18 protein-coding genes are annotated in these 20,552 nt (G+C 59.9%); 11 read left to right on the top strand and 7 right to left on the bottom strand.

All coding sequences use genetic code 11. The features are described from left to right. Window positions 1-111: 111 nt before the first annotated feature. The gene (locus AB4X18_RS08725; RefSeq protein ID WP_370399709.1) at window positions 112-921 is read left to right on the top strand and encodes a response regulator; all 810 of its coding nucleotides are present in this window, start codon (window positions 112-114) and stop codon (window positions 919-921) included. A gap of 59 nt (window positions 922-980) precedes the next feature. Here the strand turns inward: AB4X18_RS08725 and AB4X18_RS08720 are convergent, their stop codons facing one another. Continuing rightward, window positions 981-1,841, bottom strand: coding sequence for a YihY/virulence factor BrkB family protein (locus tag AB4X18_RS08720; protein ID WP_432817303.1), 861 nt, complete (start codon window positions 1,839-1,841; stop codon window positions 981-983). Window positions 1,842-1,946: 105 nt separating this feature from the next. On the opposite strand from AB4X18_RS08720, the gene AB4X18_RS08715 reads away from it, so the two are divergent. Next, window positions 1,947-3,233 (top strand): acetylornithine deacetylase/succinyl-diaminopimelate desuccinylase family protein, encoded by a 1,287-nt coding sequence (locus tag AB4X18_RS08715; RefSeq protein WP_432817302.1) that lies wholly within the window; start codon window positions 1,947-1,949, stop codon window positions 3,231-3,233. A 3-nt stretch (window positions 3,234-3,236) separates the two neighbouring features. Here AB4X18_RS08715 and AB4X18_RS08710 read toward each other — a convergent pair whose 3' ends face one another. Together AB4X18_RS08710 and AB4X18_RS08705 are read right to left on the bottom strand one after the other, a co-directional pair. Then, the gene (locus tag AB4X18_RS08710; protein ID WP_370399707.1) at window positions 3,237-4,493 is read right to left on the bottom strand and encodes an Hsp70 family protein; all 1,257 of its coding nucleotides are present in this window, start codon (window positions 4,491-4,493) and stop codon (window positions 3,237-3,239) included. Between the two features lie 75 nt (window positions 4,494-4,568). Next, complete coding sequence (locus tag AB4X18_RS08705) at window positions 4,569-5,690, bottom strand: acetoin utilization protein AcuC (protein WP_370399706.1); 1,122 nt, start codon at window positions 5,688-5,690, stop codon at window positions 4,569-4,571. Between the two features lie 86 nt (window positions 5,691-5,776). On the opposite strand from AB4X18_RS08705, the gene AB4X18_RS08700 reads away from it, so the two are divergent. From AB4X18_RS08700 to AB4X18_RS08690, 3 genes are read left to right on the top strand one after another with little or no spacing between them, the layout of a single operon-like run. Beyond that, on the top strand, window positions 5,777-6,127 hold the full coding sequence (locus AB4X18_RS08700; protein ID WP_370399705.1) for a cupin domain-containing protein: 351 nt from the start codon (window positions 5,777-5,779) through the stop codon (window positions 6,125-6,127). Window positions 6,128-6,131: 4 nt separating this feature from the next. Continuing rightward, the gene (locus AB4X18_RS08695; RefSeq protein WP_370399704.1) at window positions 6,132-7,121 is read left to right on the top strand and encodes a P1 family peptidase; all 990 of its coding nucleotides are present in this window, start codon (window positions 6,132-6,134) and stop codon (window positions 7,119-7,121) included. Next, the gene (locus tag AB4X18_RS08690) at window positions 7,114-7,914 is read left to right on the top strand and encodes an alpha/beta fold hydrolase (RefSeq protein ID WP_370399703.1); all 801 of its coding nucleotides are present in this window, start codon (window positions 7,114-7,116) and stop codon (window positions 7,912-7,914) included. The genes AB4X18_RS08695 and AB4X18_RS08690 overlap by 8 nt, the downstream gene beginning before the upstream one ends. On the opposite strand, the gene AB4X18_RS08685 is transcribed toward AB4X18_RS08690, so the two are convergent. After that, window positions 7,911-8,603 (bottom strand): fumarylacetoacetate hydrolase family protein, encoded by a 693-nt coding sequence (locus tag AB4X18_RS08685; RefSeq protein WP_432817301.1) that lies wholly within the window; start codon window positions 8,601-8,603, stop codon window positions 7,911-7,913. The two genes, AB4X18_RS08690 and AB4X18_RS08685, sit on opposite strands and share 4 nt — an antisense overlap. Before the next feature lie 123 nt (window positions 8,604-8,726). Between AB4X18_RS08685 and gmd the strand changes: the two genes are divergently transcribed. Genes gmd through AB4X18_RS08670 form a run of 3 tightly spaced genes read left to right on the top strand, consistent with a single transcriptional unit; the run spans window position 8,727 to window position 11,940 of the window. Next, window positions 8,727-9,845: a GDP-mannose 4,6-dehydratase gene (gmd, locus tag AB4X18_RS08680; protein ID WP_370399702.1), complete on the top strand. Its 1,119-nt coding sequence runs from the start codon at window positions 8,727-8,729 to the stop codon at window positions 9,843-9,845. Then, the gene (locus tag AB4X18_RS08675; protein ID WP_432817300.1) at window positions 9,845-10,777 is read left to right on the top strand and encodes a GDP-L-fucose synthase family protein; all 933 of its coding nucleotides are present in this window, start codon (window positions 9,845-9,847) and stop codon (window positions 10,775-10,777) included. Before gmd ends, AB4X18_RS08675 begins: the two co-directional genes overlap by 1 nt. After that, window positions 10,774-11,940 carry a DegT/DnrJ/EryC1/StrS family aminotransferase gene (locus AB4X18_RS08670; RefSeq protein ID WP_370399699.1) on the top strand — a complete coding sequence of 389 codons (1,167 nt, stop codon included), beginning with the start codon at window positions 10,774-10,776 and terminating at the stop codon, window positions 11,938-11,940. Before AB4X18_RS08675 ends, AB4X18_RS08670 begins: the two co-directional genes overlap by 4 nt. A gap of 3 nt (window positions 11,941-11,943) precedes the next feature. Here the strand turns inward: AB4X18_RS08670 and cueR are convergent, their stop codons facing one another. The 3 genes from cueR to AB4X18_RS08655 are packed head-to-tail and all read right to left on the bottom strand — an operon-like array spanning window position 11,944 to window position 15,637. After that, window positions 11,944-12,330, bottom strand: a complete 387-nt coding sequence (gene cueR, locus AB4X18_RS08665; protein ID WP_432817299.1) for a Cu(I)-responsive transcriptional regulator — start codon at window positions 12,328-12,330, stop codon at window positions 11,944-11,946. Further along, window positions 12,327-14,564, bottom strand: a complete 2,238-nt coding sequence (locus AB4X18_RS08660) for a heavy metal translocating P-type ATPase (protein ID WP_370399697.1) — start codon at window positions 14,562-14,564, stop codon at window positions 12,327-12,329. The genes cueR and AB4X18_RS08660 overlap by 4 nt, the downstream gene beginning before the upstream one ends. A gap of 56 nt (window positions 14,565-14,620) precedes the next feature. Then, complete coding sequence (locus tag AB4X18_RS08655) at window positions 14,621-15,637, bottom strand: threonine/serine dehydratase (protein ID WP_370399696.1); 1,017 nt, start codon at window positions 15,635-15,637, stop codon at window positions 14,621-14,623. A gap of 189 nt (window positions 15,638-15,826) precedes the next feature. Between AB4X18_RS08655 and AB4X18_RS08650 the strand changes: the two genes are divergently transcribed. The 3 genes from AB4X18_RS08650 (at window position 15,827) to AB4X18_RS08640 (ending at window position 20,547) form a co-directional block, all read left to right on the top strand. After that, complete coding sequence (locus AB4X18_RS08650; RefSeq protein ID WP_370399695.1) at window positions 15,827-17,266, top strand: mannose-1-phosphate guanylyltransferase/mannose-6-phosphate isomerase; 1,440 nt, start codon at window positions 15,827-15,829, stop codon at window positions 17,264-17,266. 90 nt (window positions 17,267-17,356) lie between these two features. Then, window positions 17,357-18,517, top strand: coding sequence for an acyl-CoA dehydrogenase family protein (locus AB4X18_RS08645; protein WP_432817298.1), 1,161 nt, complete (start codon window positions 17,357-17,359; stop codon window positions 18,515-18,517). Then, a complete protein-coding gene (locus AB4X18_RS08640; protein WP_432817297.1) occupies window positions 18,517-20,547 on the top strand; it encodes an acetate--CoA ligase family protein in 2,031 nt (676 codons plus the stop codon). Before AB4X18_RS08645 ends, AB4X18_RS08640 begins: the two co-directional genes overlap by 1 nt. Window positions 20,548-20,552: the final 5 nt, after the last annotated feature.

Genomic DNA, 20,552 nt, shown 5'->3' with positions numbered 1-20,552 from the left:
GCCGCCTGCCTTGGTTTATGGTTTCTCGCGCAAAAAAGTGCGCGCGCCTTGGAACCAAACGTACTCAACACGGGTTTGGTTCCCAAGTATGCAAAAAAAAGGACAGCTTAGATGAACGACAGCCCTGAACAACAAGACATCAGCGATGCGCTGGGTGAAAACATTCCCTACTTGCGTCGCTTCGCGCGGGCCATGACAGGAAGCCAGCAAAGCGGGGATACCTTTGCTGCCGCGTCGCTTGAGGCAATTCTGGCGGATCGTTCAATGCTGGATGGTGTCGATGTGCGCACAGGGTTGTTCCGGGTGCTTTACGGTATTTGGGCCAGCGCCGGTGCACCTGTCGAAGAAGGTGAAAGCGGTGCCCGGGCCAAAGCACAGCGCAGGCTTGCAAGCCTGACCAACAACAGCCGCGAGGCGCTGCTGCTTCACACGATTGAAGGGTTCTCTTTCACGGAGATTGCCACGATCATCGGCGTCAGCCAGTCCGAGGCAGAAGATCTGGTCAGCATCGCCCGCCGCGAGATGTCGGACAACACGGCCGGATCCGTCATGATCATCGAAGATGAAGCGATCATCGCCATGGACCTTGAATCCATCGTCGCAGAGATGGGTCATCGGATCACGGGCGTTGCGCGAACAAGGGACGAAGCAGTCGAACTTGCGCGGACAGACCCGCCTGAATTGGTTTTGGCCGATATTCAGCTGGCCGATAACTCCTCGGGCATCGACGCAGTGAATGATATTCTGTCCCAGCTGGGGACGCGCCCCGTGATCTTCATCACCGCCTTCCCCGAACGTCTGCTTACCGGTGACAAGCCGGAGCCCGCGTTTCTGATCTCCAAGCCCTACTCGGTCGATCAGGTCATTTCCGCCGTCTCTCAGGCGATGTTCTTTTCGTCGACGGAGACATTGAACGCCTAGGCAAAGCTGACGATTGGAACAGGGGCTCCGGACATATGTTCGGAGCCCTTTCTCATGTGTCAGTCGTCCTTGGGATGGTCGGTGTGGCGCGCAATCTGCGCATTCAATGAACCCCCAAGCAGCACGAGAAAGGAACTGATCCAGAGCCAGATCAGCATGGCAATCACCGCACCGATGGACCCGTAGACTTCGTTGTAGTTACCGAAATTCGACACGTAGTATGAAAACCCAACGGAGACGACGATCCAAAGTGCAATTGCCACGACCGCACCGGGCGACAGCCATTGAAATCGCTCCCCCCGGCGATTGGCGCCATATCGGTACAGCATGCCCGTCGCCCCCAGCAGGGCGGCAATGGTAATGGCCCAACGCAGGAATTCGATCACGATCGTTCCGAACACGCCAAGCGGAAAAAAGGCCAGCAAGACTGGTGTGATCACCAACGTAATCAGCGCCACGATGCCGACAAAGACAAGGATCACGGTCAGCATAAGCGCCCGCAAATAGTGATGTGGCGCGCTGCGGTTGCTGGTGTTGTAGACGTCATTCAAGCCCATCATAAGCGCACCGACCCCGGCCCGCGCCGACCACAGGGCAAACAGAATGGAAAGCCCCCCGGCCCAGCCCAAAGCGTCGCTTCGGGCATTGACCAACGATGTGACTTGGCGATTGATGATGTCGTAAACGTCCGTCGGCAGCAGCCCCCGGATTTCCTGCAGCTGAGAAATGACCACAACCGGGTCCAGAACCAGCCCGAGAAGCGCAATGAACGCAGCCAGTGCCGGAAACAGGGACAGCATCAGAAAGAACGCCACGCCGGCAGAGACCAGCGAAATGTTGTTATCCGAAATATGGGCCACCGTTGCTTTCACAACCTGCCAATACTGCGCAGTTCGGCTCTGTGACGTGAGGGTCGACATTTTGTTCTTCCTTTTCCGTCCGTTCGCGATGCCGCGATCTGATCCGCCTGTTTATCGACGCGCCTCAGACTTGCAAAGGCTCCCGGCTTGGACAAGGTTGTCCCCATGTCCACAATCCTTTCCCGCATCATAGCCGCCAAACGCGACGACCTCATTGCCCTGACGCAGGATCTTGTCCGAATCCCGACGCTGAATCCACCGGGACAGGACTATCGCCTGATCTGCGAGTACCTTGATACGCGCCTGAGGGCCCGTGGCTTTGAAACACAGCTTGTTCGTGCTTTTGGAACGCCCGGCGACAGTGAGAAGTTCCCACGTTGGAACGTTGTTGCACGTCGCGAGGGGGCGCAGCCCGGAGAATGCGTGCATTTCAACAGTCACACCGATGTGGTCGAAGTGGGGGCAGGTTGGACATTTGATCCATTCGGCGCGGAAATATCGAATGGCAGGATTTATGGCCGTGGCACTTGCGACATGAAGGGCGGACTCGCAGCTTCGATAATCGCTGCAGAAGCCTTTTTAGAGACACATACCGACTTCGCAGGCAGCATCGAGATATCGGGCACGGCTGATGAGGAATCCGGTGGTTATGGCGGGGTCGCCTACCTGGCGGAACAGGGGTTCTTTGATCCCAAGCGCGTTCAACACGTCATCATTCCCGAACCGTTGAACAAGGATCGCATCTGTCTGGGTCATCGTGGCGGTTGGTGGGCTGAGATTGAGACCAAGGGCGAAATTGCGCATGGCTCCATGCCTTTTCTCGGCGACTGCGCGGTGCGGCACATGGGCGCCGTTTTGTCTGAATTCGAGGATAAGCTTTATCCTGCAATGGCATCGCGGTTCACCGAAATGCCGGTCGTTCCGGAAGGCGCACGTCAGTCAACGATGAACATCAACTCCATCCACGGTGGCCAGAAAGAACAGGATGAGGATTTCGACGGGCTGCCCGCCCACTGCGTCCCCGACAGCTGCCGGATCACGATCGACCGTCGTTTTCTGGTGGAGGAATCACTGGAAGATGTAAGGTCAGAGGTATCCAAGCTACTGGAAGGGCTGCGTGAAACCCGCGCTGATTTTGATTACGAACTGACAGAGCTGAATTCCGTCTTGCCCTCAATGACAGACAAGGCCGCGCCTGTAGTGCAGACGGTCCATCGCGCGATTGAGGAAGTGATCGGCAAGCCGCCGGAATATGTCGCCTCCCCCGGATCCTACGACCAAAAGCATATTGACCGAATCGGCAAGCTCAAGAACTGCATTGCCTATGGACCGGGCATTCTGGAACTGGCGCACAAGCCCGATGAATACATCGGGATTGACGATATGGTGGATTCCGCCTGTGTCATGGGGGCGGCGCTGGAAACGCTTCTTCTGCCTGAAACGCCTGATTAGGCTCTATCTGAACGCCTGCTCCGCTGCCAGCGCAAGGCCATCAACCACACCAGTCAGGGCAGACGTCCGGTGGATTTTTGCAGTCGGGAACTGCCGTCCGATGGCATCACCTACAACAGACATCAGGCTTGAGCCGCCCACAAAGACAAGCGTGGTCACGTCATCGCGGCTCAGCCCCGCCTGTGTCACGGTTTCGGCGGCGGCCTGACCAATCCGTTCGGCCCCTTCTGCCAGCGTTGCCGCCATCATCGCGGCGGGCAATGGCAGGCGAGTATCTTTTTCGAGGAAGTCCAGGTTGATCTGGGGCGGGGCCAACGCAGACGGATCGTTGGCCGTCATCTTGCCCGCCTCAACCGCGAAGGCCAGATCGTGGCCCAATTCATCCTCCAAGACCGTTACCAGCCGCTGCAAGCGTCTCACCTCAACCGCGTTGCGCACCAGATCCTGTGCGGCGCGCCGGGTATCGGCCGCGTAAAGGAACGGAATTTTCTGCCACGTCGCCAAATCTGCAAAGATCTTGTTGGGGGCGATGTGGGTCTGATCGCCGAACTCATGGCGGATCGGTGTTCCCCTACCCAGATGCGGCATGACGTGGCTCAGGCTGATCTCCTTGTCAAAATCCGTACCCCCCAGACGCAGACCATTGCTGCGCAGGATCTCGATCTCCTTCAGGCCTTTCTGACGAAACAGCGTGAAGTCGGAGGTGCCGCCACCGATATCAACGACCAATCCCAGATCCCCCGGAGACAGTGCTTCGCGCGCAGCAAGAGCTGCGGCTTCGGGTTCAGGCAGAAATCGCACGTCACTGAAACCCGCGGACGCATAGCACGCCTTGAGGTCGATCAGCGCCTGCGCGTTGCGTCGTTCATCACCGCTGTGAAACAACACCGGGCGACCCGACAGCGCGCGATCAAAGACCTGCCCGGTCGCCTCCTCTGCGCGGCTTTTCAGTTCTGCGAGGAACATGCCGACAATCTCGATGAAGTCTGTCCGCTTTCCCAACAGCATCCGGCTTTCGCGCATCAAACCAGTCCCTAACAGGCTTTTCAGCGCCCGCATGTAGCGCCCTTCGTCCCCGTGGATCAGCGCCTGCTGAGCAGCGGTGCCATAGATGACCTGCTGATCCTCGAAATCAAAGAAGACCGCCGTTGGCAGCGTCTGTTGGCCCGGCTCCATCTCGATCAAATGGGGGCGCCCGTTGACCGAAACGCCCACCGCAGAATTGGAGGTGCCAAAATCGATCCCCAGAACCTGTCCCATGATGCACCTATGACCGGAAAGGTGCCGACATATCGCGCCTGATGGTGCGATACAATTCATGAATTCTATTGCCAGTCACGACACCCGCAGCTGCCGCGCGTTCAGATAGTTGACGCTCATCCGCACCTCTTCCCGGATCGGCCCTACACGCGGCGTATCCCGCAAGGTGCTGAACCAATGTGGTGGCGGGTTCTTGCCCCGTCGGTTCCCATCGAACCGCAGCGCACGCAGCACCGCTTCGGCCTCGGGCGGCAAGTGCTCCGGCGGATCGTATCCGTTCAGAATGCCCCATACCCCTGTCCAAAGACGGCCCACGGACCATGGGTTGTACCCGCCGCCGCCCAGTACCAGCAGCCGGGGCGCCATGCCCATCAATCCGCGCAACACATCCCAATGCGCATTGTTTGAAAGAGAAAGCCGTGACAGCGGATCTTCCTCCACCCCGTCGGCACCGCAGAGGAACACGATGACCTCCGGTGCGAAGGCCTGCACGCGGGGCAGGATCAATTCGTCTCTGACAAAGGCCATTTCGCTGTCATTCAGCGCGCGCGGGACAGGCAGGTTCAGGGCGTTGCCACCGGCGTCATCCTCTATCAGCCCGGTGCGCGGCCATAGTCCGGCCTGATGGGTCGAAATCATCAGGCAATCGGGGTCGCCGCCAAACCCTTGCTCCACGCCGTCCGGGTGATGGGCATCAATGTCGATGTAGGCGATGCGCTGCACCCCGTGGTGGCGCAGGCTGAGCATGGCAAGAACCGGGTCGTTGAGGTAACAGAACCCGTTGGCGCGGTCGGGCATACCGTGGTGCGTTCCGCCGGGAGGGTTATAGATCACACCACCTTCCCGCAGCAGTTCTCCAGCCAGGATTGACCCTCCGGCCGCGGTCGCAGGGCGGCTGAAAATCTCGGGATAAATGGGGTTGGTCACGCTTCCGATGTCGTGCCGCGCGCGATCGGTCTGGGTTGCGGTCTGCGTCCGCTCTATCCGTTGCAATGCCTCAAGATAATCGGGTGTGTGCCAGTTGCGCAGGGCGTTCGGTTTGGCACGAGGGGATGAGATGAATTGCTCTGGCGGCAACCAACCCAACGCCCGACTGAGGTCCATCACGGTAGAGACGCGCGGCACCCGCAGCGGATGCCAGCGGCCATAGCTGGAATGGCGAAATATCTCATGGCCGATGAAACGCGGTTTGGACATGAAGTGCGACCTAAAGCGCCGAAGGGGAATTGCCAATTACCGCACCTGCAGCGCAAGGTACGCGCAGACACGTGAAGGACACCTGCATGACCCCGATCAACCTTGCGCACAAGCTGTCACAGATCAGCACCCATTGGGACCCGCATGTGGTCGCGGATTATAACGATAATGACGTGATGGTGGTGAAGTTTCAGGGGGAATTTCCGTTTCACCTGCACGAGGACACCGATGACTTCTTTCTCGTGCTTAAGGGAGAGATGGTCATGGATCTGGAAGGGGTGTCGCAGCCGGTCAAAACGGGTGAGATATTCATCGTCCCGCGCGGCGTGACCCACCGGCCCCGTGCAGAACAAGAATGCGAGGTCCTGCTGATCGAGCCGAAAGGAGAGCCTAATACAGGTGATCCGGCCACTGCCGCGGCCAAGCCGAGGATGTAACCAGATGACACCCGGTGTCCAAAATCTGATCACTGACGTGCCTGGCATTCTGGTTGGGAACGCACAGGACGATGCCCTCAAATCAGGTACAACCGTCCTGACGTCCGATGCTCCCTTCACCGCTTCGGTGCATGTCATGGGCGGCGCACCCGGCGCGCGGGAAACCGATTTGCTCAGCCCTGACAAAAGCGTTGCGGCGGTTGACGCGCTGGTTCTTTCAGGCGGATCTGCCTTTGGACTGGACGCCTGCTCCGGTGTGGTGGACGGCCTGCGTGCTGCAGGACGCGGATTTGCTGTCGGACCTGCGCAGGTCCCGCTCGTGCCGGGCGCGATTCTGTTCGATCTGCTCAACGGCGGTCAAAAAGACTGGGAGCAGAACCCTTACGCGGCATTGGGCAGGCAGGCTTTCGAAGCGGCGGCGCAAAGTTTCGAGATTGGGACCGCAGGCGCTGGCACCGGTGCCCTGACGGCTATGATGAAAGGCGGGCTGGGGTCGGCATCCCTGACCTTGCCGGATGGCAGTACCGTGGGGGCCCTGGTCGGCGTCAATCCGGTAGGGTCGGTGACCACGCCCGGAGACAGGCATTTCTATGCGGCACCCTTTGAAATGGGCGATGAATTTGGCGCATTGGGGCCCGATACGGCTTCGGGTCTTGGCCTGTCGCTGGACAGCCGCAAGATGCGCGCCACGTCGATGCGCGAAAATACGACCATCGCCATCGTGGCCACCGATGCGACCCTGACAAAGGCCGAATGCAAGCGTATCGCCGTGGCCGCACAGGACGGGATCGGGCGCGCCACAGTGCCTGCGCATACGCCATATGACGGTGATCTGGTGTTTTCTGTTTCAACGGCCCGCGCACCCGCGGGCGACGTGACGTTGATCGGTCATGCCGCAGCGCTTTGCCTGTCACGTGCCATCGCGCGCGGTGTCTATGCCGCCACGCCCGCGCCGGGTGATCTTCTTGAATGCTGGAGCACACTGAATGCCTGAACTCTCCCTTGATGACGTGACACTGCATTACGAGACGGAGGGCAGCGGCCCACCCTTGTTGTTACTTGCCGGAATGCTGAGCGACAGCGCCAGCTGGGAACCCCTTGTGTCACTGATGTCCCGACATACGGTGATAAGGCTGGATAACCGGACGACCGGGCGCACCGTGCCGTGGGATGCCCCGGTTGATGTGGCGCGCATGGTGCGTGATGCGCTGGCCTTGATGGATCATCTGGAATTCAAACGCTTTCACATCGCGGGACATTCGATGGGCGGCCTAATGGGGTTGGAGATTGCCGGTACCGCGCCGGACCGGGTTGCATCCCTGACCATCATGGCGTCAGGGCGGGTCAGGATGCCGCGTATTGCGGGGATTTTCGACGCGCTGGTTGCCGTTCGGGAGGCGCCAGAAGGGGAGCGGCTTTGGCTGCGGGCCTTGTACCCGTTCGTTTTCGGACCGGCTTTTTTCGAAGATCCGGAGACAGCAGACATGGCGGTCGAGGCGGCACTTGCCTATCCCCATGCGCAGACACTGGAGGCAATGAAACACCAGATCGACATGTTTCGAAACATGCGCCTTGTGGCCGACCTGCACAAGCTAACTTTGCCTGTGCAAGTGCTTTATGGGGAAGAAGACATTCTCGTGCCGCCCACCATGGCACAACCGGGGTTTGCGCCGCTTCCCAATCTGACAGAACATTGGCTGAAGGGCGCAGGACATTCCGTTGTCTGGGACGCAACAGAGACTGTTGCAGGCCAATTGAACGCATTTACCGCTACGAACCCCATCTAAAGACGCGCGCCGATTGTCACCTCCAGCGTGCCGATGCCATCGACCCCGCCGGTGATCACATCGCCGGGTGTTACGGCCCCCACACCCGCAGGCGTGCCGGTCATGATGATATCACCTGCTGCCAGCTCCATCGCTCGGGACAGGATGGAAACGTGCTCTCTCACAGACCAGATAAGGTCGGATAGATCGGCGTCCTGCCGCGTTTCGCCATTTACCGCCAACCAGATACGGCCGGTTTCCACGCTGGGTACCTGTTCAATCGGCACGATGGGCGCAATTGGTGCGGATTTGTCGAAGGCCTTCGCCCAATCCCACGGACGCCCCATCTTCTTTGCCTCCGCCTGCAAATCACGACGGGTCAGATCGACGCCGACGGATGCCCCCCATAAGTGTTCCAAGACGTCCTTTTCCGCAATGTCAGAGCCACCTTTGCCAACAGCGAGCACAAGTTCGATTTCATAGTGCAGGTTCTCGGTCAGCGGTGGATAAGGCACCGTGCAGGGCGTATCGAGTGCCGCATCGGCGGGCTTGGTAAAAAAGAAGGGCGCTTCGCGGTCGGGGTCATTGCCCATTTCACGCGCATGTGCGGCATAGTTTCGACCCACGCAAAAGATACGGCGCACGGGAAAACGATCAGCTGATCCCGCAACGGCAAGGCTGGCCTGGGCAGGGGGGGTAAAGACATACATGGCGCGGCTCCTCACATGTGACGGTTACCTGTGCTTGGCGCATTCCGCCACCGCTCGCAACCTCTGTTGGCCCCCGGCGCGCAATGTCCTATCAAGGGGCAAATCGAAGGCAGGACAAATGGCATGAAAAAAGCGCTGATCACCGGGGTAACAGGGCAGGACGGGTCTTACCTGGCTGAATTGCTGCTGGAAAAAGGGTACGAGGTGCACGGGATCAAGCGCCGCGCGTCGCTGTTCAATACCCAGCGGATCGACCACATTTTTCAGGACCCGCATGAACGGAACGTGAATTTCAAGCTGCACTATGGCGATTTGACCGACACCTCCAACCTGACGCGGATCCTGTCTGAAGTGGAGCCCGACGAGGTCTATAACCTCGGGGCGCAAAGCCATGTTGCGGTAAGCTTCGAGGCGCCCGAATATACCGCCGATGTGGATGCCATCGGGGCATTGCGGCTTTTGGAGGCGATCCGGTTTTTGAAGATGGATCAGAAGACACGGTTCTATCAGGCCTCCACCTCCGAGCTTTATGGGCTGGTGCAGGAAACCCCACAGACGGAGACAACACCGTTTCACCCGCGTTCGCCCTATGCGGTTGCCAAGATGTACGCCTATTGGATCACCGTGAATTACCGCGAAGCCTACGGCATGTTCGCCTGCAACGGTATTCTGTTCAATCATGAGAGCCCGCGACGCGGGGAAACATTCGTGACACGCAAAATCACGCGAGGGCTGAGCAACATCGCCCAAGGCCTCGATAAGTGTCTCTACATGGGGAATATCGACGCACTCCGGGACTGGGGGCATACAAAGGATTATGTGCGCATGCAGTGGATGATGTTGCAGGAGGAAAGTCCTGATGACTTTGTAATTGCCACCGGGGTCCAGTATTCCGTGCGGCAATTCATTCAATGGTCGGCACAGGAACTGGGCATAACCTTGCGATTTGAAGGCGAAGGGTTGGACGAGGTCGGGATCGTGGACAAGATCACCGGCAATGACGCGCCCGTTCTGGAGGAGGGCGATGTGATCCTGCGCATCGATCCGCGCTATTTCCGGCCCGCCGAGGTGGAAACGCTGCTGGGTGATCCGTCAAAGGCCAAGGCCAAACTTGGGTGGGAGCCGCAGATCACGGTGCAGGAGATGTGCGCGGAGATGGTTGCGCACGACTTGCACGCCGCCAAGCGGGACCGGGTGCTGAACGAACACGGGTATGAAACCCAGTTATCGCGGGAAGACTGATGGCGTTGGGTCGGCTTTTGATCACCGGCGGCGGCGGCATGGTGGGGAGTAATATCCGCGCGCATGGGGTGGCGGGTGAATGGGAAATCCTCGCGCCACGGTCGGCGGAACTGGATTTGACCGATGCGGCGGCGGTGGACGCCTATTTCGTCTCTAACAAGCCAGATATCGTTGTTCATGCGGCAGGGCGTGTGGGCGGGATTCAGGCAAACATGGCGCACCCCGTAGCCTTTCTGGAAGAAAACATCGCCATCGGGCGTAACGTGATCATGGGCGCGCGCAAGGCAGGGGTCGGCACGCTGATCAATCTTGCCTCGACCTGCATGTATCCGCGGAAGGGGGAAAGCCCCCTGCGCGAAGAGACGATCCTGACGGGACAGTTGGAGCCTACGAACGAGGGATATGCCATTGCCAAGATCATGGCGATGAAGCTGTGTGACTACATCCGGGCGGAAGATGCGAATGCACAGTACAAGACGCTGATCCCCTGCAACCTCTATGGCCCCTACGACAAGTTTGATCCGAAGAATTCACACTTGCTGCCCGCGATCATCCGCAAGGTGGATGACGCGATGAAAAGCGGCTCTGATACGGTGGAAATCTGGGGCGACGGCACCGCGCGGCGGGAGTTCATGTATGCGCCTGATCTGGCGGATGCGGTGTGGAAAGCAGTGTCTAATATCGGCGCTTTGCCCGGTGCGATGAATGTCGGGCTTGGGCATGACCATGCGATCAATGACTATTATGCCGCCGTGGCGGAGGTGATCGGATGGAAAGGTACATTCACCCATGATCTGTCCCGCCCCGTCGGCATGAAGCAAAAGCTGTGCAGTACTCAGCGGCAGACGGCATGGGGCTGGCATGCGCCTACGTCGCTCAAAACCGGCATCGCGCAAACCTATCAATTCTATCTGGAGCATCACGCGACATGAGCTTTACCTACCCCCTTGCCACGTCCTCTTGGGATCAGGCGGAATTCGACGCGCTGGACCGGGTAATCAAGTCCGACATGTTTTCCATGGGGCCGGAGGTGCGGGCGTTTGAGGAGGAATTCGCTGCTTTGTTCGGGGCGAAGCATGCGCTGATGGTCAATTCGGGGTCGTCTGCGAACCTTCTGATGACGGCCGCGCTGTTCTTCACCAAGAACCCCGATTTGAGACTGGCGCGCGGCGATGAGGTGATCGTCCCGGCGGTCAGTTGGTCCACGACCTATTATCCGTTGGGGCAATACGGGCTGCGCATGAAATTCGTCGATATCGATCGGGAGACGCTGAACTACGATCTCGACGCGCTGGAGGCGGCGATTACGGACAAGACCAAGGCGCTGATGGTGGTGAACCTGTTGGGCAATCCGAATGACTTCGATGCACTCAAGCGCCTGACAGAGCCGCGCGGGATCGTGATGATCGAAGACAATTGCGAATCCATGGGAGCCACGTTCGGCGGGAAACAGGCGGGCACCTTCGGCGTGATGGGCACCTATTCGTGCTTCTTCTCGCACCATATCTCCACCATGGAAGGCGGTGTCGTGGTGACCGATGACGAAGAGATTTATCATGTCATGCTGTCTCTGCGCGCCCATGGTTGGACGCGGAACCTGCCCAAGTTCAACCATGTGACGGGAGAGAAAAGCGATGATCCGTTCGAAGAAAGCTTTCGCTTTGTGCTGCCGGGATACAACCTGCGGCCCTTGGAGATGTCAGGGGCGCTGGGGCGGGAGCAGATCAGGAAGCTGCCGGGTCTGATCGACGGACGGCGGGCGAATGGCGCGCTGGTGCAGCAGCATCTGGCGGACCATCCGCGCTTCATGATCCAGCGGGAGATCGGGAAATCCAGCTGGTTCGGGTTTTCGCTGGTGCTGCGCGACGCATACGCGGGCACACGGGCGCAGGTGGTGAAGGACCTCATAGCGGCTGGGTTTGAATGTCGGCCCATCGTGGCGGGGAATTTCGCCAAGAATGAAGTGATGCAATATTTCGATTTCGACATTCACGACACGCTTCGGAATGCCGATTACATCGACGCGAACGGGTTGTTTGTGGGCAATCATCACTATCCACTAGACGAGGCGATTGCCGCTTTGGCCTCTGTTTAGAGCCTATTTCTGCGCCAGATCCTTGAGGATCGGACAATCGGGCCGGTTGTCGCCTGCGCAGGCGTCCACCAATTCACCAAGCGTGTCGCGCATCGCCTGAAGGGCGGTGATCTTGCTGTCAATCTCGGCCAGATGGGTTTGCGCGATGGCCTTCACATCCGCACTCGCGCGATCCTGATCGGTATACAGCGCCAACAGGTCGCGGCAGGCCTCAATCCCGAACCCCAGGGACCGCGCACGGGCAAGGAAGGCCAACTTATGCTGGTCTGTCTCGCGGAAGATGCGGTAGCCGTTCGCCTGCCGCCTCGGGTTGATCAGGCCGATGTCCTCGTAATAGCGGATGGTCTTTGATGGCAGGCCCGTGGCGCGGCTGACGTCGGCGATGTTCATGGCCGTACCCCCAGGCTGCGCAGGCGAAGGGCATTGCCCAGCACAAAGACCGAAGAAAACGCCATCGCCGCGGCGGCGAGAATCGGTGAGAGCAAAAGCCCAAAGGACGGGTAAAGCACCCCGGCCGCAACCGGGATCAGCAGCACGTTATATCCAAAGGCCCAGCCAAGGTTCTGTCGGATGTTGCGCAGCGTCGCGTGCGATACCTCCAGCGCGGTCAGCACGCCCGCAGGATCGCCGGACATCAGAACGACATCCGCTGTTTCAATCGCCACATCGGTGCCCGTCCCGATGGCGATGCCAACATCTGCGCGCGCCAGCACCGGCGCATCGTTGATACCATCACCGACAAAGGCAAGCCGCCCTTCCCCGCGCAGGCTGTCCAGCGCCTGCTGTTTGCCGTCTGGTGACAGACCTGCCATGACACGGGAAATACCAAGCGTATCCGCGACCGCCTGCGCCGTCGGCGCGCTGTCTCCGGTGAGCATGGCAACCTTGATCCCCTGTCTTTCCAGATTTTCGATGGTTGTCTTGCTGGTCTCGCGCACCGGATCAGACACCGCCAGAAGCGCCAGTGGCAAGCCCTTTCTGGCAGCAAAGAAGACTGTTTGGCCCTGTCGCGAGAGCCGCTCCGCCTCCTCCTCAAACGCGGTGATATCGATGTTTTCCGCCTTCATCAGAGACTGATTTCCGATCAGAACGATGCCCCCTTCAACCCGCGCGCGTGCGCCTTGCCCTGTCAGTGCGGTAAATTCCGAAGCCGCCAAAGGCGTGACACCTTCGGCCTTCGCCGCATCGACGATGGCCCTTGCGATGGAGTGTTCTGATTGTGCTTCAGCGCCTGCAATGACGGACAATGCGTCCATCCGGGTGACCCCGGCTGGCGTGCGCAGCGTGGTCAGCGTAGGGCAGCCTTCGGTCAGCGTACCCGTCTTGTCAAAGGCCACCACATCCACATCGCTCAGACCCTGAAGCGCATCGCCCTGACGAAACAACACGCCGCGTTCGGCCGCCGCACCTGTTCCCACCATGATGGATGTCGGCGTGGCCAGGCCCATGGCACAGGGGCATGCAATGATCAGCACCGATACGCCAGCCACAAGGGCCGGGGCCAGACCCGGCCCCAGCATCAACCAGACCGCAACCGTCGCGGCTGCGATAACAAGGACCGTCGGCACAAACCACAATGTGATCTGATCCACCAAGCCCTGAATGGGAAGGCGCGCGCCTTGTGCCTGTCTGACCATGTCGATGATCCGCGCCAATGCGGTATCTGCGCCGATTGCGCGCACTTCAGCTTCCAGCGCGCCAGTCCCGTTGACTGTACCGCCGGTCAGCATGTCACCGCTGGTCTTCGGCACGGCCATCGGTTCGCCGGTCAGCATGCTTTCATCCACGGCACTGCTGCCAGTGACCAGCACAGCATCGGTGGGCACGCGGGCACCGGGCGGGATACGGATGATGTCGCCGGGGGTCAGGTCGGCAATGGGCATCACCAACCACTCCCCGTCGCGCTTGACCGTTGCCGTATCAGGCTGCAATCCGATCAGCGTGCGCAAGGCCGCACCCGTGCGCCCCTTGGCGCGGGCTTCGAACCAGCGGCCCATCAAGATAAGCGTCACGATGACTGCCGCCGCTTCGAAATACACCACGCGAGACGCGACAGGCAGCAGGTCAGGCGCAAGCAGGGCGACGGTGGAATAGCTCCACGCCGCACCGGCGCCCAGCGCCACAAGACTGTTCATGTCAGGTGCCCCGCGCCGCAACGCGCGCAGCCCGTTGCCCAGCATGTCCCGGCCCGGTCCGATCAGCACCATCGATGTAAACGCAAATTGCAGGCCCCAGCTTGCCTCCATACCGATGGTCCGCATGATAAGATGATGCAGCGCAGGGATCATGTGACTGCCCATTTCCAGCACGAAAACCGGCAGCGTCATGATTGCCGCGAACAGGAAACGGATGCGCAGGTCATGCATTGTTTCTTTGCTGCGCGATTGTATGCTTTTTGTATCCTCTGTTTGCGGACAGGCGGGATAGCCAGCCTTTTCCAGTGCCGCCAGAACGCGGGCAAGGGTATCGGGTTCGGTCGCTGTGAATTGTGCCGTTTCATTGGCAAGGTTGACGTTGACATCCTGCGTGCCAGGAATGCCTGTCAGCACCTTGTTCACCCGCCCCACACACGCACCGCAGTGCATATTGGAGACCGGCAGGATAATCGGAGCACTGGTGGCCATGGTAGTATTCCTTTCAACGTCTATGTAGTCCTTCCAGTCACTGGAAGGTCAAGACGTCAATAAGCAATCAGTGCATCATAGTGTTCCCGACCCCGGGCGATCTGTCCCTGAAAGGTGCCTGCATCGATATTGGCACCGCACACGATAATCCCGACGCTTTTCCCGTGCAGCCGATTGCGCAGAGGTTGCAGCACACCGGCAAGCGCGGCGGCAGCGGAGGGTTCAACAGCAAGCTTCGCTTCCTCCGCGAAAGCGACCATTGCAGCACATATCTGGTCGTCGGTCACCGTCACCATGTCATCCACGTAAGCGGCACAAAGCGCATGGCCCAGCGGCAGCGCCATCGGGGGTCCAAGGCTATCCGCGATGGTATCAACCTTGTCCAACGTCACCGGATGACCCGCCGCAAGGGAACGTGACATGCTGTCCGCCCCCACCGGTTCAACCCCATATACCGCGCAGGCCGGGTTCATCAGCTTGACTGCCGCTGCAATGCCCGAAATCAGGCCACCGCCGCCAACGGAAACCACAACCGCGTCCAGATCGGGCAGATCCTGCATCAGTTCAAGTCCGACGCCGGATGTGCCCAGCACTGTCTCGATCCCATCGAAGGGGTGCACGAACGTCCGCCCTTCATCGCGCGCCAGACGCTCTGCTTCGGCAAATGTTGCAGGACCGGGATCGCGCAGGATGATCTCTGCTCCTTCGTCCTGCGCGCGGGCAATGCGAAAGGGGTTGGCGTTGTTCTGCATGACCACCTTGGCCGAAATGCCAGCAGCCCGCGCTGCCCATGCCGCGGCGATGGCGTGGTTGCCTGCGCTGGCCGCGGTGATGCCTGCCGCGCGCTGCGCGTCAGACAGGGTGCGCACATTGGACAACGCGCCGCGTGCCTTGAAAGTCCCCGTATGCTGAAAACACTCCAGTTTCAGTGCCACGTTCTGGACGCCAAGGGTCGCCATCACCAGGGAGCCTTCCATCGGCACAACCGGCGTGCGGCGGATCGCGTCGCGCAGGACATCACTGCGGGCTCTGATGGCCTCAAGCGACAGCGCATTTATGTCGATGCTGTCCATCGGAACCCCTTCCCATTGTTAACCATATGAGAACAATGACCAGTATTTGCGGCAACAATGTCAATAAAATTCCCGGTGAAGCCCTTACGTTTGCACCACTTCTGCTATTCAACCTTGTAACGCAGGGCAAGCGCGGCGTAGGTCGATGCCATCCTGTTTTCGTTGTCGCCGCCAGCAAGAGGACTTCGCATGACCGCTCCCGACATTACCCCGGTGATCCTGTGTGGCGGGTCCGGCACCCGCCTTTGGCCGGTGTCGCGCAAGAGCTTTCCCAAGCAGTTCATCAAGCTGATCGGTGAAGGCAGCCTGTTTCAGCAATCGGGTCAGCGGCTGTCCGGTGCCGGATTTGCAGCGCCGCTTGTCGTCACGAATTCCGATTTCAGATTCATCGCAACGCAGCAGATGGGTGATGCGGGCATTGACCCCGGTGCCGTGCTGATTGAGCCTCTGGCGCGCAATACGGCCCCTGCCCTTTTGGCTGCTGCCCTTTTTCAGGCGCAAACCGACGCGCAGGCGCTGATGCTGGCGGCGCCGTCGGATCACTACATCACGCAGGCAGATGTTTTCCGCGACAGCCTGCAACGCGGTGTGCCGGCGGCACGGGCCGGGCAAATCGTGACATTCGGCATCGCACCAGACAAGCCAGAGACCGGGTACGGATATCTTGAATTGGGCACGGGAGAAGCGGATGGGGCGCTGCCGCTCAAACGGTTTGTTGAAAAACCCGCATTGGCGGAAGCGGAGCGGATGCTTGCCGCGGGCGGCTACCTGTGGAACGCGGGTATCTTCATGTACACCGCACAGGTGATGATCGACGCGTTTGCCGCCCATGCGCCCGATATGCTGGAACATGTGCGGCTGGCAGTGGACAGGGCACAGCCCGATCTGGGGTTCCTGCGCCTTGATCCGGATGCCTGGAGCAGGTGCAAGGACATCTCCATCGACTTTGCGATCATGGAAAGAGTGGATAACCTCAGCGTCATTGCCCATCAGGGAGACTGGTCTGATCTGGGTGGCTGGAACGCGGTTTACGAACATGCGGAAAGCGATGCCAAAGGCGTTGCCCTGCAAGGTACAGCCTATGCGGTCGATTGCGAGGATTCACTGCTTCGATCGGACAACGATTCCCTTCAGCTGGTGGGGCTTGGATTGAAGAACATCATTGCCGTCGCAATGGCTGATGCCGTGCTTGTCGCGGATCGGTCGCGGGTCGCCGAACTGGGTGATGTCGTCAAGGATATGCGCAAGGCGGAGATCAATCAGGCCGACACCTTCCCCAAGGATCATCGCCCCTGGGGATTTTTTGAGACGCTGATATTGAGCGGGCGCTTTCAGGTCAAACGCATCGTCGTGAACCCCGGTGCCGCGCTGAGCCTGCAAAGCCATGTACATCGGTCCGAACACTGGATCGTCGTCGCAGGTACCGCAAAGGTGACCATCGACGACAAGGTGCAATTGGTCTGCGAAAACGAAAGCGTCTATATCCCGTTGGGTGCCATTCACCGGATGGAAAACCCCGGCAAGGTTCCGATGGAATTGATCGAAGTGCAGACCGGCAGCTATCTAGGGGAGGATGACATCACCCGCTACGAGGATGTCTATGCACGGGGGCAAGGGGCCAAGGGTTGAGGTCTGTTCGCGCCAGATCCTGTCGCGTATGGCGCTGGTAACCCGCCCAGTTCTGGCTAGTCTCCACCATGGACCACGATGGAGACCCCTATGAACTTTGGCCTCAGTGATGAGCAGGAGATGATCGTCTCCACCGTTCGGAGCTTTGTCGAGAATGAGATTTACCCCCATGAGGCCGAGGTCGAGCGGACCGGGCAGGTGCCGCATGAACTGGGTGAGGCGATCAAGCAAAAGACCATCGATCTGGGTTTTTATGCCTGCAATTTCCCCGAAGAGGTCGGTGGCGCGGGGTTGAGCCATGTGGATTTCACGCTGGTCGAACGTGAACTTGGGCGCGGGTCGATGGCGCTGACGCATTTCTTCGGGCGGCCGCAGAATATCCTGATGGCGTGCAATGACGATCAGCGCGAACGCTATCTGCTGCCGGCGGTGCGGGGCGAACGGATGGATGCGCTGGCAATGACGGAACCCGATGCAGGGTCGGACGTGCGCGGGATGAAGTGTTCGGCGGTGCGCGACGGGGGCGATTGGGTCGTGAACGGGTCCAAGCATTTCATCTCCGGAGCGGAACACGCGGATTTCTTCATTGTATTCATCGCCACAGGCGTCGATGAAACGCCAAAGGGGCCGAAAAAACGGATCACCACATTCCTTGTCGATCGCGGCACGCCGGGGTTCGAGGTGAGCGATGGGTACAATTCGGTCAGCCACAAGGGCTACAAAAACTGCATTCTCTACTTCGATAATTGCCGCCTGCCCGACGCACAGGTTCTGGGCGAAGTGGACGGCGGGTTTGCGGTGATGAACGAATGGCTTTATGCGACCCGCCTGACCGTGGCCGCCTTCAGCGTCGGGCGGGCGCGGCGATGTTTTGACTATGCGCTGAATTATGCTGCCGAGCGCAAGCAGTTCGGCCAACAGATCGGCAAGTTTCAGGGGGTCAGTTTCCAGATCGCCGATATGATCACGGAGATTGATGCCGCCGACTGGCTGACGCTGGCCGCCGCGTGGCGGCTGGATGAAGGACTGCCCGCAAACCGGGAGATCGCAAGCGCGAAGGTTTACGCTTCCGAATGTCTGGCAAAGGTCACTGACACGACATTGCAGATCTTCGGTGGCATGGGGCTGATGGATGATTTTCCCATCGAACGCTTCTGGCGTGACGCGCGCGTGGAACGTATCTGGGATGGCACGTCGGAGATACAGCGGCACATCATTTCGCGCGATCTTCTGCGCCCGCTGGGGGCATAATGCCCCGCGATCTGGGCCGCTTGCTGCGTCCGCGTTCGATTGCGGTTGTGGGTGGGGGCGCATGGTGCAAGCAGGTGGTCAGGCAATCACGCAAAATCGGTTTTCAAGGTGAGATCTGGCCCGTTCATCCAGATGCTCCGGAAATTTATGGTGTGCCCGCGTTTGCAAGCGTCGATGCCCTGCCCAAGCCACCGGACGCCACATTCATCGGCGTGAATCGACACGTGACGATCGACATTGTCGGCGCTTTGTCCGCGATGGGTGCGGGTGGTGCGGTGTGTTTCGCCTCCGGTTTTCTGGAAGCACAGGCAGAAGATGTCGGGGCAATCGACCTGCAGGCACGGTTGCTGGCTGCGGCGGGTGATATGCCGATCCTCGGGCCGAATTGCTATGGGCTGATCAACTATCTTGATGGTGCCTTGCTGTGGCCGGATCAGCATGGCGGGCAGCGGTGCGAAAAAGGGGTCGCATTGGTACTGCAAAGTTCCAACATCGCGATCAATCTGACCATGCAGAAACGCGGGCTGCCGATTGCCTATGTCGCGACAGTGGGAAATCAGGCGCAGTGCAGTGTGTCGCAGATCGGTGAGGCGCTGCTGGACGACCCGCGCGTGACCGCTTTGGGGTTGTACATCGAAGGCATTGGCGATTTGCGCGCCTTCGAAGCCCTGGCGGCGCGGGCGCGTGATCTGGGTAAGGCAATCGTGGTGCTGAAAATGGGCCGTTCGGATCAGGCACGGCAGGCTGCACTGTCACATACCGCGTCCCTTGCCGGCGGTGATGCCGGGGCGGAGGCGCTGTTGCGCCGCCTTGGCATGCTGCGGGTCACGGACCTGACAGCGTTTCTCGAAACGCTGAAACTGCTCCACGTGGGCGGTCGTCTTGCACAGAACACGCTGGCTTCGATCAGTTGCTCGGGCGGGGAGGCAAGCCTTGCGTCGGACAGTGTCGTGGGCCGGAACCTGTCCTTTCCGCCGCTCACCCCGGGCCAGCAATCCGACCTGCGCGCCGCACTTGGTCCACGGGTCGCGCTGGCTAACCCGCTCGACTATCACACCTACATCTGGCGCGATGTGCCTGCGATGACAGCGGCATTTGCAGCGATGGCAGGGCCGGGGATCGGCATTGTGCTGCTGGTCGTGGATTTTCCCCGGGCGGATCGGTGTGACCCGGACGACTGGGACTGCACCATTGAGGCAACGATTGCCGCTGCGCAGCAGACCGGGGCGCGCTATGGCATGGTGGCGACCCTGCCCGAACTCATGCCCGAAGATGTCGCGGCGCGGCTGATGGAGGCGGATGTGGTTCCTTTCTGCGGGCTGGAAGAAGCGCTTGACGCCTGCGCCATCGCGGCGCGCCCATTGCCAGAGCATGCGGAGCCTGTTCTGCTTCCCACGCCAGTGGAAGCACCCACGTTGGCGACCGAAGCGGAGGCCAAGGCCATGCTGGCCCAACACGGTCTTCGCGTCCCGCGATCTGCGCGTTTCACCGATGCGGCGGGTGTTCCAAAGGCGGCAACATCGGTTGGCTTTCCACAGGTCCTGAAAGGCGAAGGGGTGGCGCACAAGACCGAAGCGGGCGCGGTCCGGTTGAACTTGCAGACCGCGGATCAGACGGTCCACGCCGCCGCTGACATGCCCTGTTCCAGCTTCCTGATCGAAGAAATGGTGACAGGTGGCGTTGCCGAACTGCTGATTGGTGTGCTGCACGATCCAGCGCATGGCTATGTCCTCACGCTTGCCGCCGGCGGGACGCTGACGGAACTCTGGCAGGACAGCGCCAGTCTGATCATCCCTGCGTCGGATACCAATATCGAGGCCGCGCTTCGATCCCTGCGCATTGCACCGCTGCTGACCGGCCACAGGGGTGCTGCACCGGCTGACATGGCAGCGATCCTGCGGGCGGTACGGGCTGTGCAGGACTATGTCCTTGCGCGTGCCGAAGGCTTGGCCGAAATTGAAATCAATCCGCTGATCTGCACCCCCACGGATGCCATCGCGGTCGACGCCTTGCTGCGCCGCTCTGACTAGAAGGA

This window comes from Sulfitobacter rhodophyticola (genome assembly GCF_041281685.2).
In the GTDB taxonomy this organism is placed as follows: domain Bacteria; phylum Pseudomonadota; class Alphaproteobacteria; order Rhodobacterales; family Rhodobacteraceae; genus Sulfitobacter.
Note: the sequence above shows the minus strand (reverse complement) of the source record. Positions and strands in the feature narration are given on the sequence as shown.

Bases quoted from the DNA above. Each gene is read 5' to 3' on its own strand.
- AB4X18_RS08640 (WP_432817297.1), top strand. From the start codon at position 18,517: ATGCCCCGCGATCTGGGCCGCTTGCTGCGTCCGCGTTCGATTGCGGTT.
- AB4X18_RS08690 (WP_370399703.1), top strand. From the start codon at position 7,114: ATGCCTGAACTCTCCCTTGATGACGTGACACTGCATTACGAGACGGAG.
- AB4X18_RS08705 (WP_370399706.1), bottom strand. From the start codon at position 5,690: ATGTCCAAACCGCGTTTCATCGGCCATGAGATATTTCGCCATTCCAGC.
- AB4X18_RS08700 (WP_370399705.1), top strand. From the start codon at position 5,777: ATGACCCCGATCAACCTTGCGCACAAGCTGTCACAGATCAGCACCCAT.
- AB4X18_RS08720 (WP_432817303.1), bottom strand. From the start codon at position 1,841: ATGTCGACCCTCACGTCACAGAGCCGAACTGCGCAGTATTGGCAGGTT.
- AB4X18_RS08660 (WP_370399697.1), bottom strand. From the start codon at position 14,564: ATGGCCACCAGTGCTCCGATTATCCTGCCGGTCTCCAATATGCACTGC.
- gmd (WP_370399702.1), top strand. From the start codon at position 8,727: ATGAAAAAAGCGCTGATCACCGGGGTAACAGGGCAGGACGGGTCTTAC.
- AB4X18_RS08675 (WP_432817300.1), top strand. From the start codon at position 9,845: ATGGCGTTGGGTCGGCTTTTGATCACCGGCGGCGGCGGCATGGTGGGG.
- AB4X18_RS08695 (WP_370399704.1), top strand. From the start codon at position 6,132: ATGACACCCGGTGTCCAAAATCTGATCACTGACGTGCCTGGCATTCTG.
- AB4X18_RS08685 (WP_432817301.1), bottom strand. From the start codon at position 8,603: ATGTATGTCTTTACCCCCCCTGCCCAGGCCAGCCTTGCCGTTGCGGGA.
- AB4X18_RS08645 (WP_432817298.1), top strand. From the start codon at position 17,357: ATGAACTTTGGCCTCAGTGATGAGCAGGAGATGATCGTCTCCACCGTT.
- AB4X18_RS08710 (WP_370399707.1), bottom strand. From the start codon at position 4,493: ATGGGACAGGTTCTGGGGATCGATTTTGGCACCTCCAATTCTGCGGTG.
- AB4X18_RS08670 (WP_370399699.1), top strand. From the start codon at position 10,774: ATGAGCTTTACCTACCCCCTTGCCACGTCCTCTTGGGATCAGGCGGAA.
- AB4X18_RS08655 (WP_370399696.1), bottom strand. From the start codon at position 15,637: ATGGACAGCATCGACATAAATGCGCTGTCGCTTGAGGCCATCAGAGCC.
- AB4X18_RS08650 (WP_370399695.1), top strand. From the start codon at position 15,827: ATGACCGCTCCCGACATTACCCCGGTGATCCTGTGTGGCGGGTCCGGC.
- cueR (WP_432817299.1), bottom strand. From the start codon at position 12,330: ATGAACATCGCCGACGTCAGCCGCGCCACGGGCCTGCCATCAAAGACC.
- AB4X18_RS08725 (WP_370399709.1), top strand. From the start codon at position 112: ATGAACGACAGCCCTGAACAACAAGACATCAGCGATGCGCTGGGTGAA.
- AB4X18_RS08715 (WP_432817302.1), top strand. From the start codon at position 1,947: ATGTCCACAATCCTTTCCCGCATCATAGCCGCCAAACGCGACGACCTC.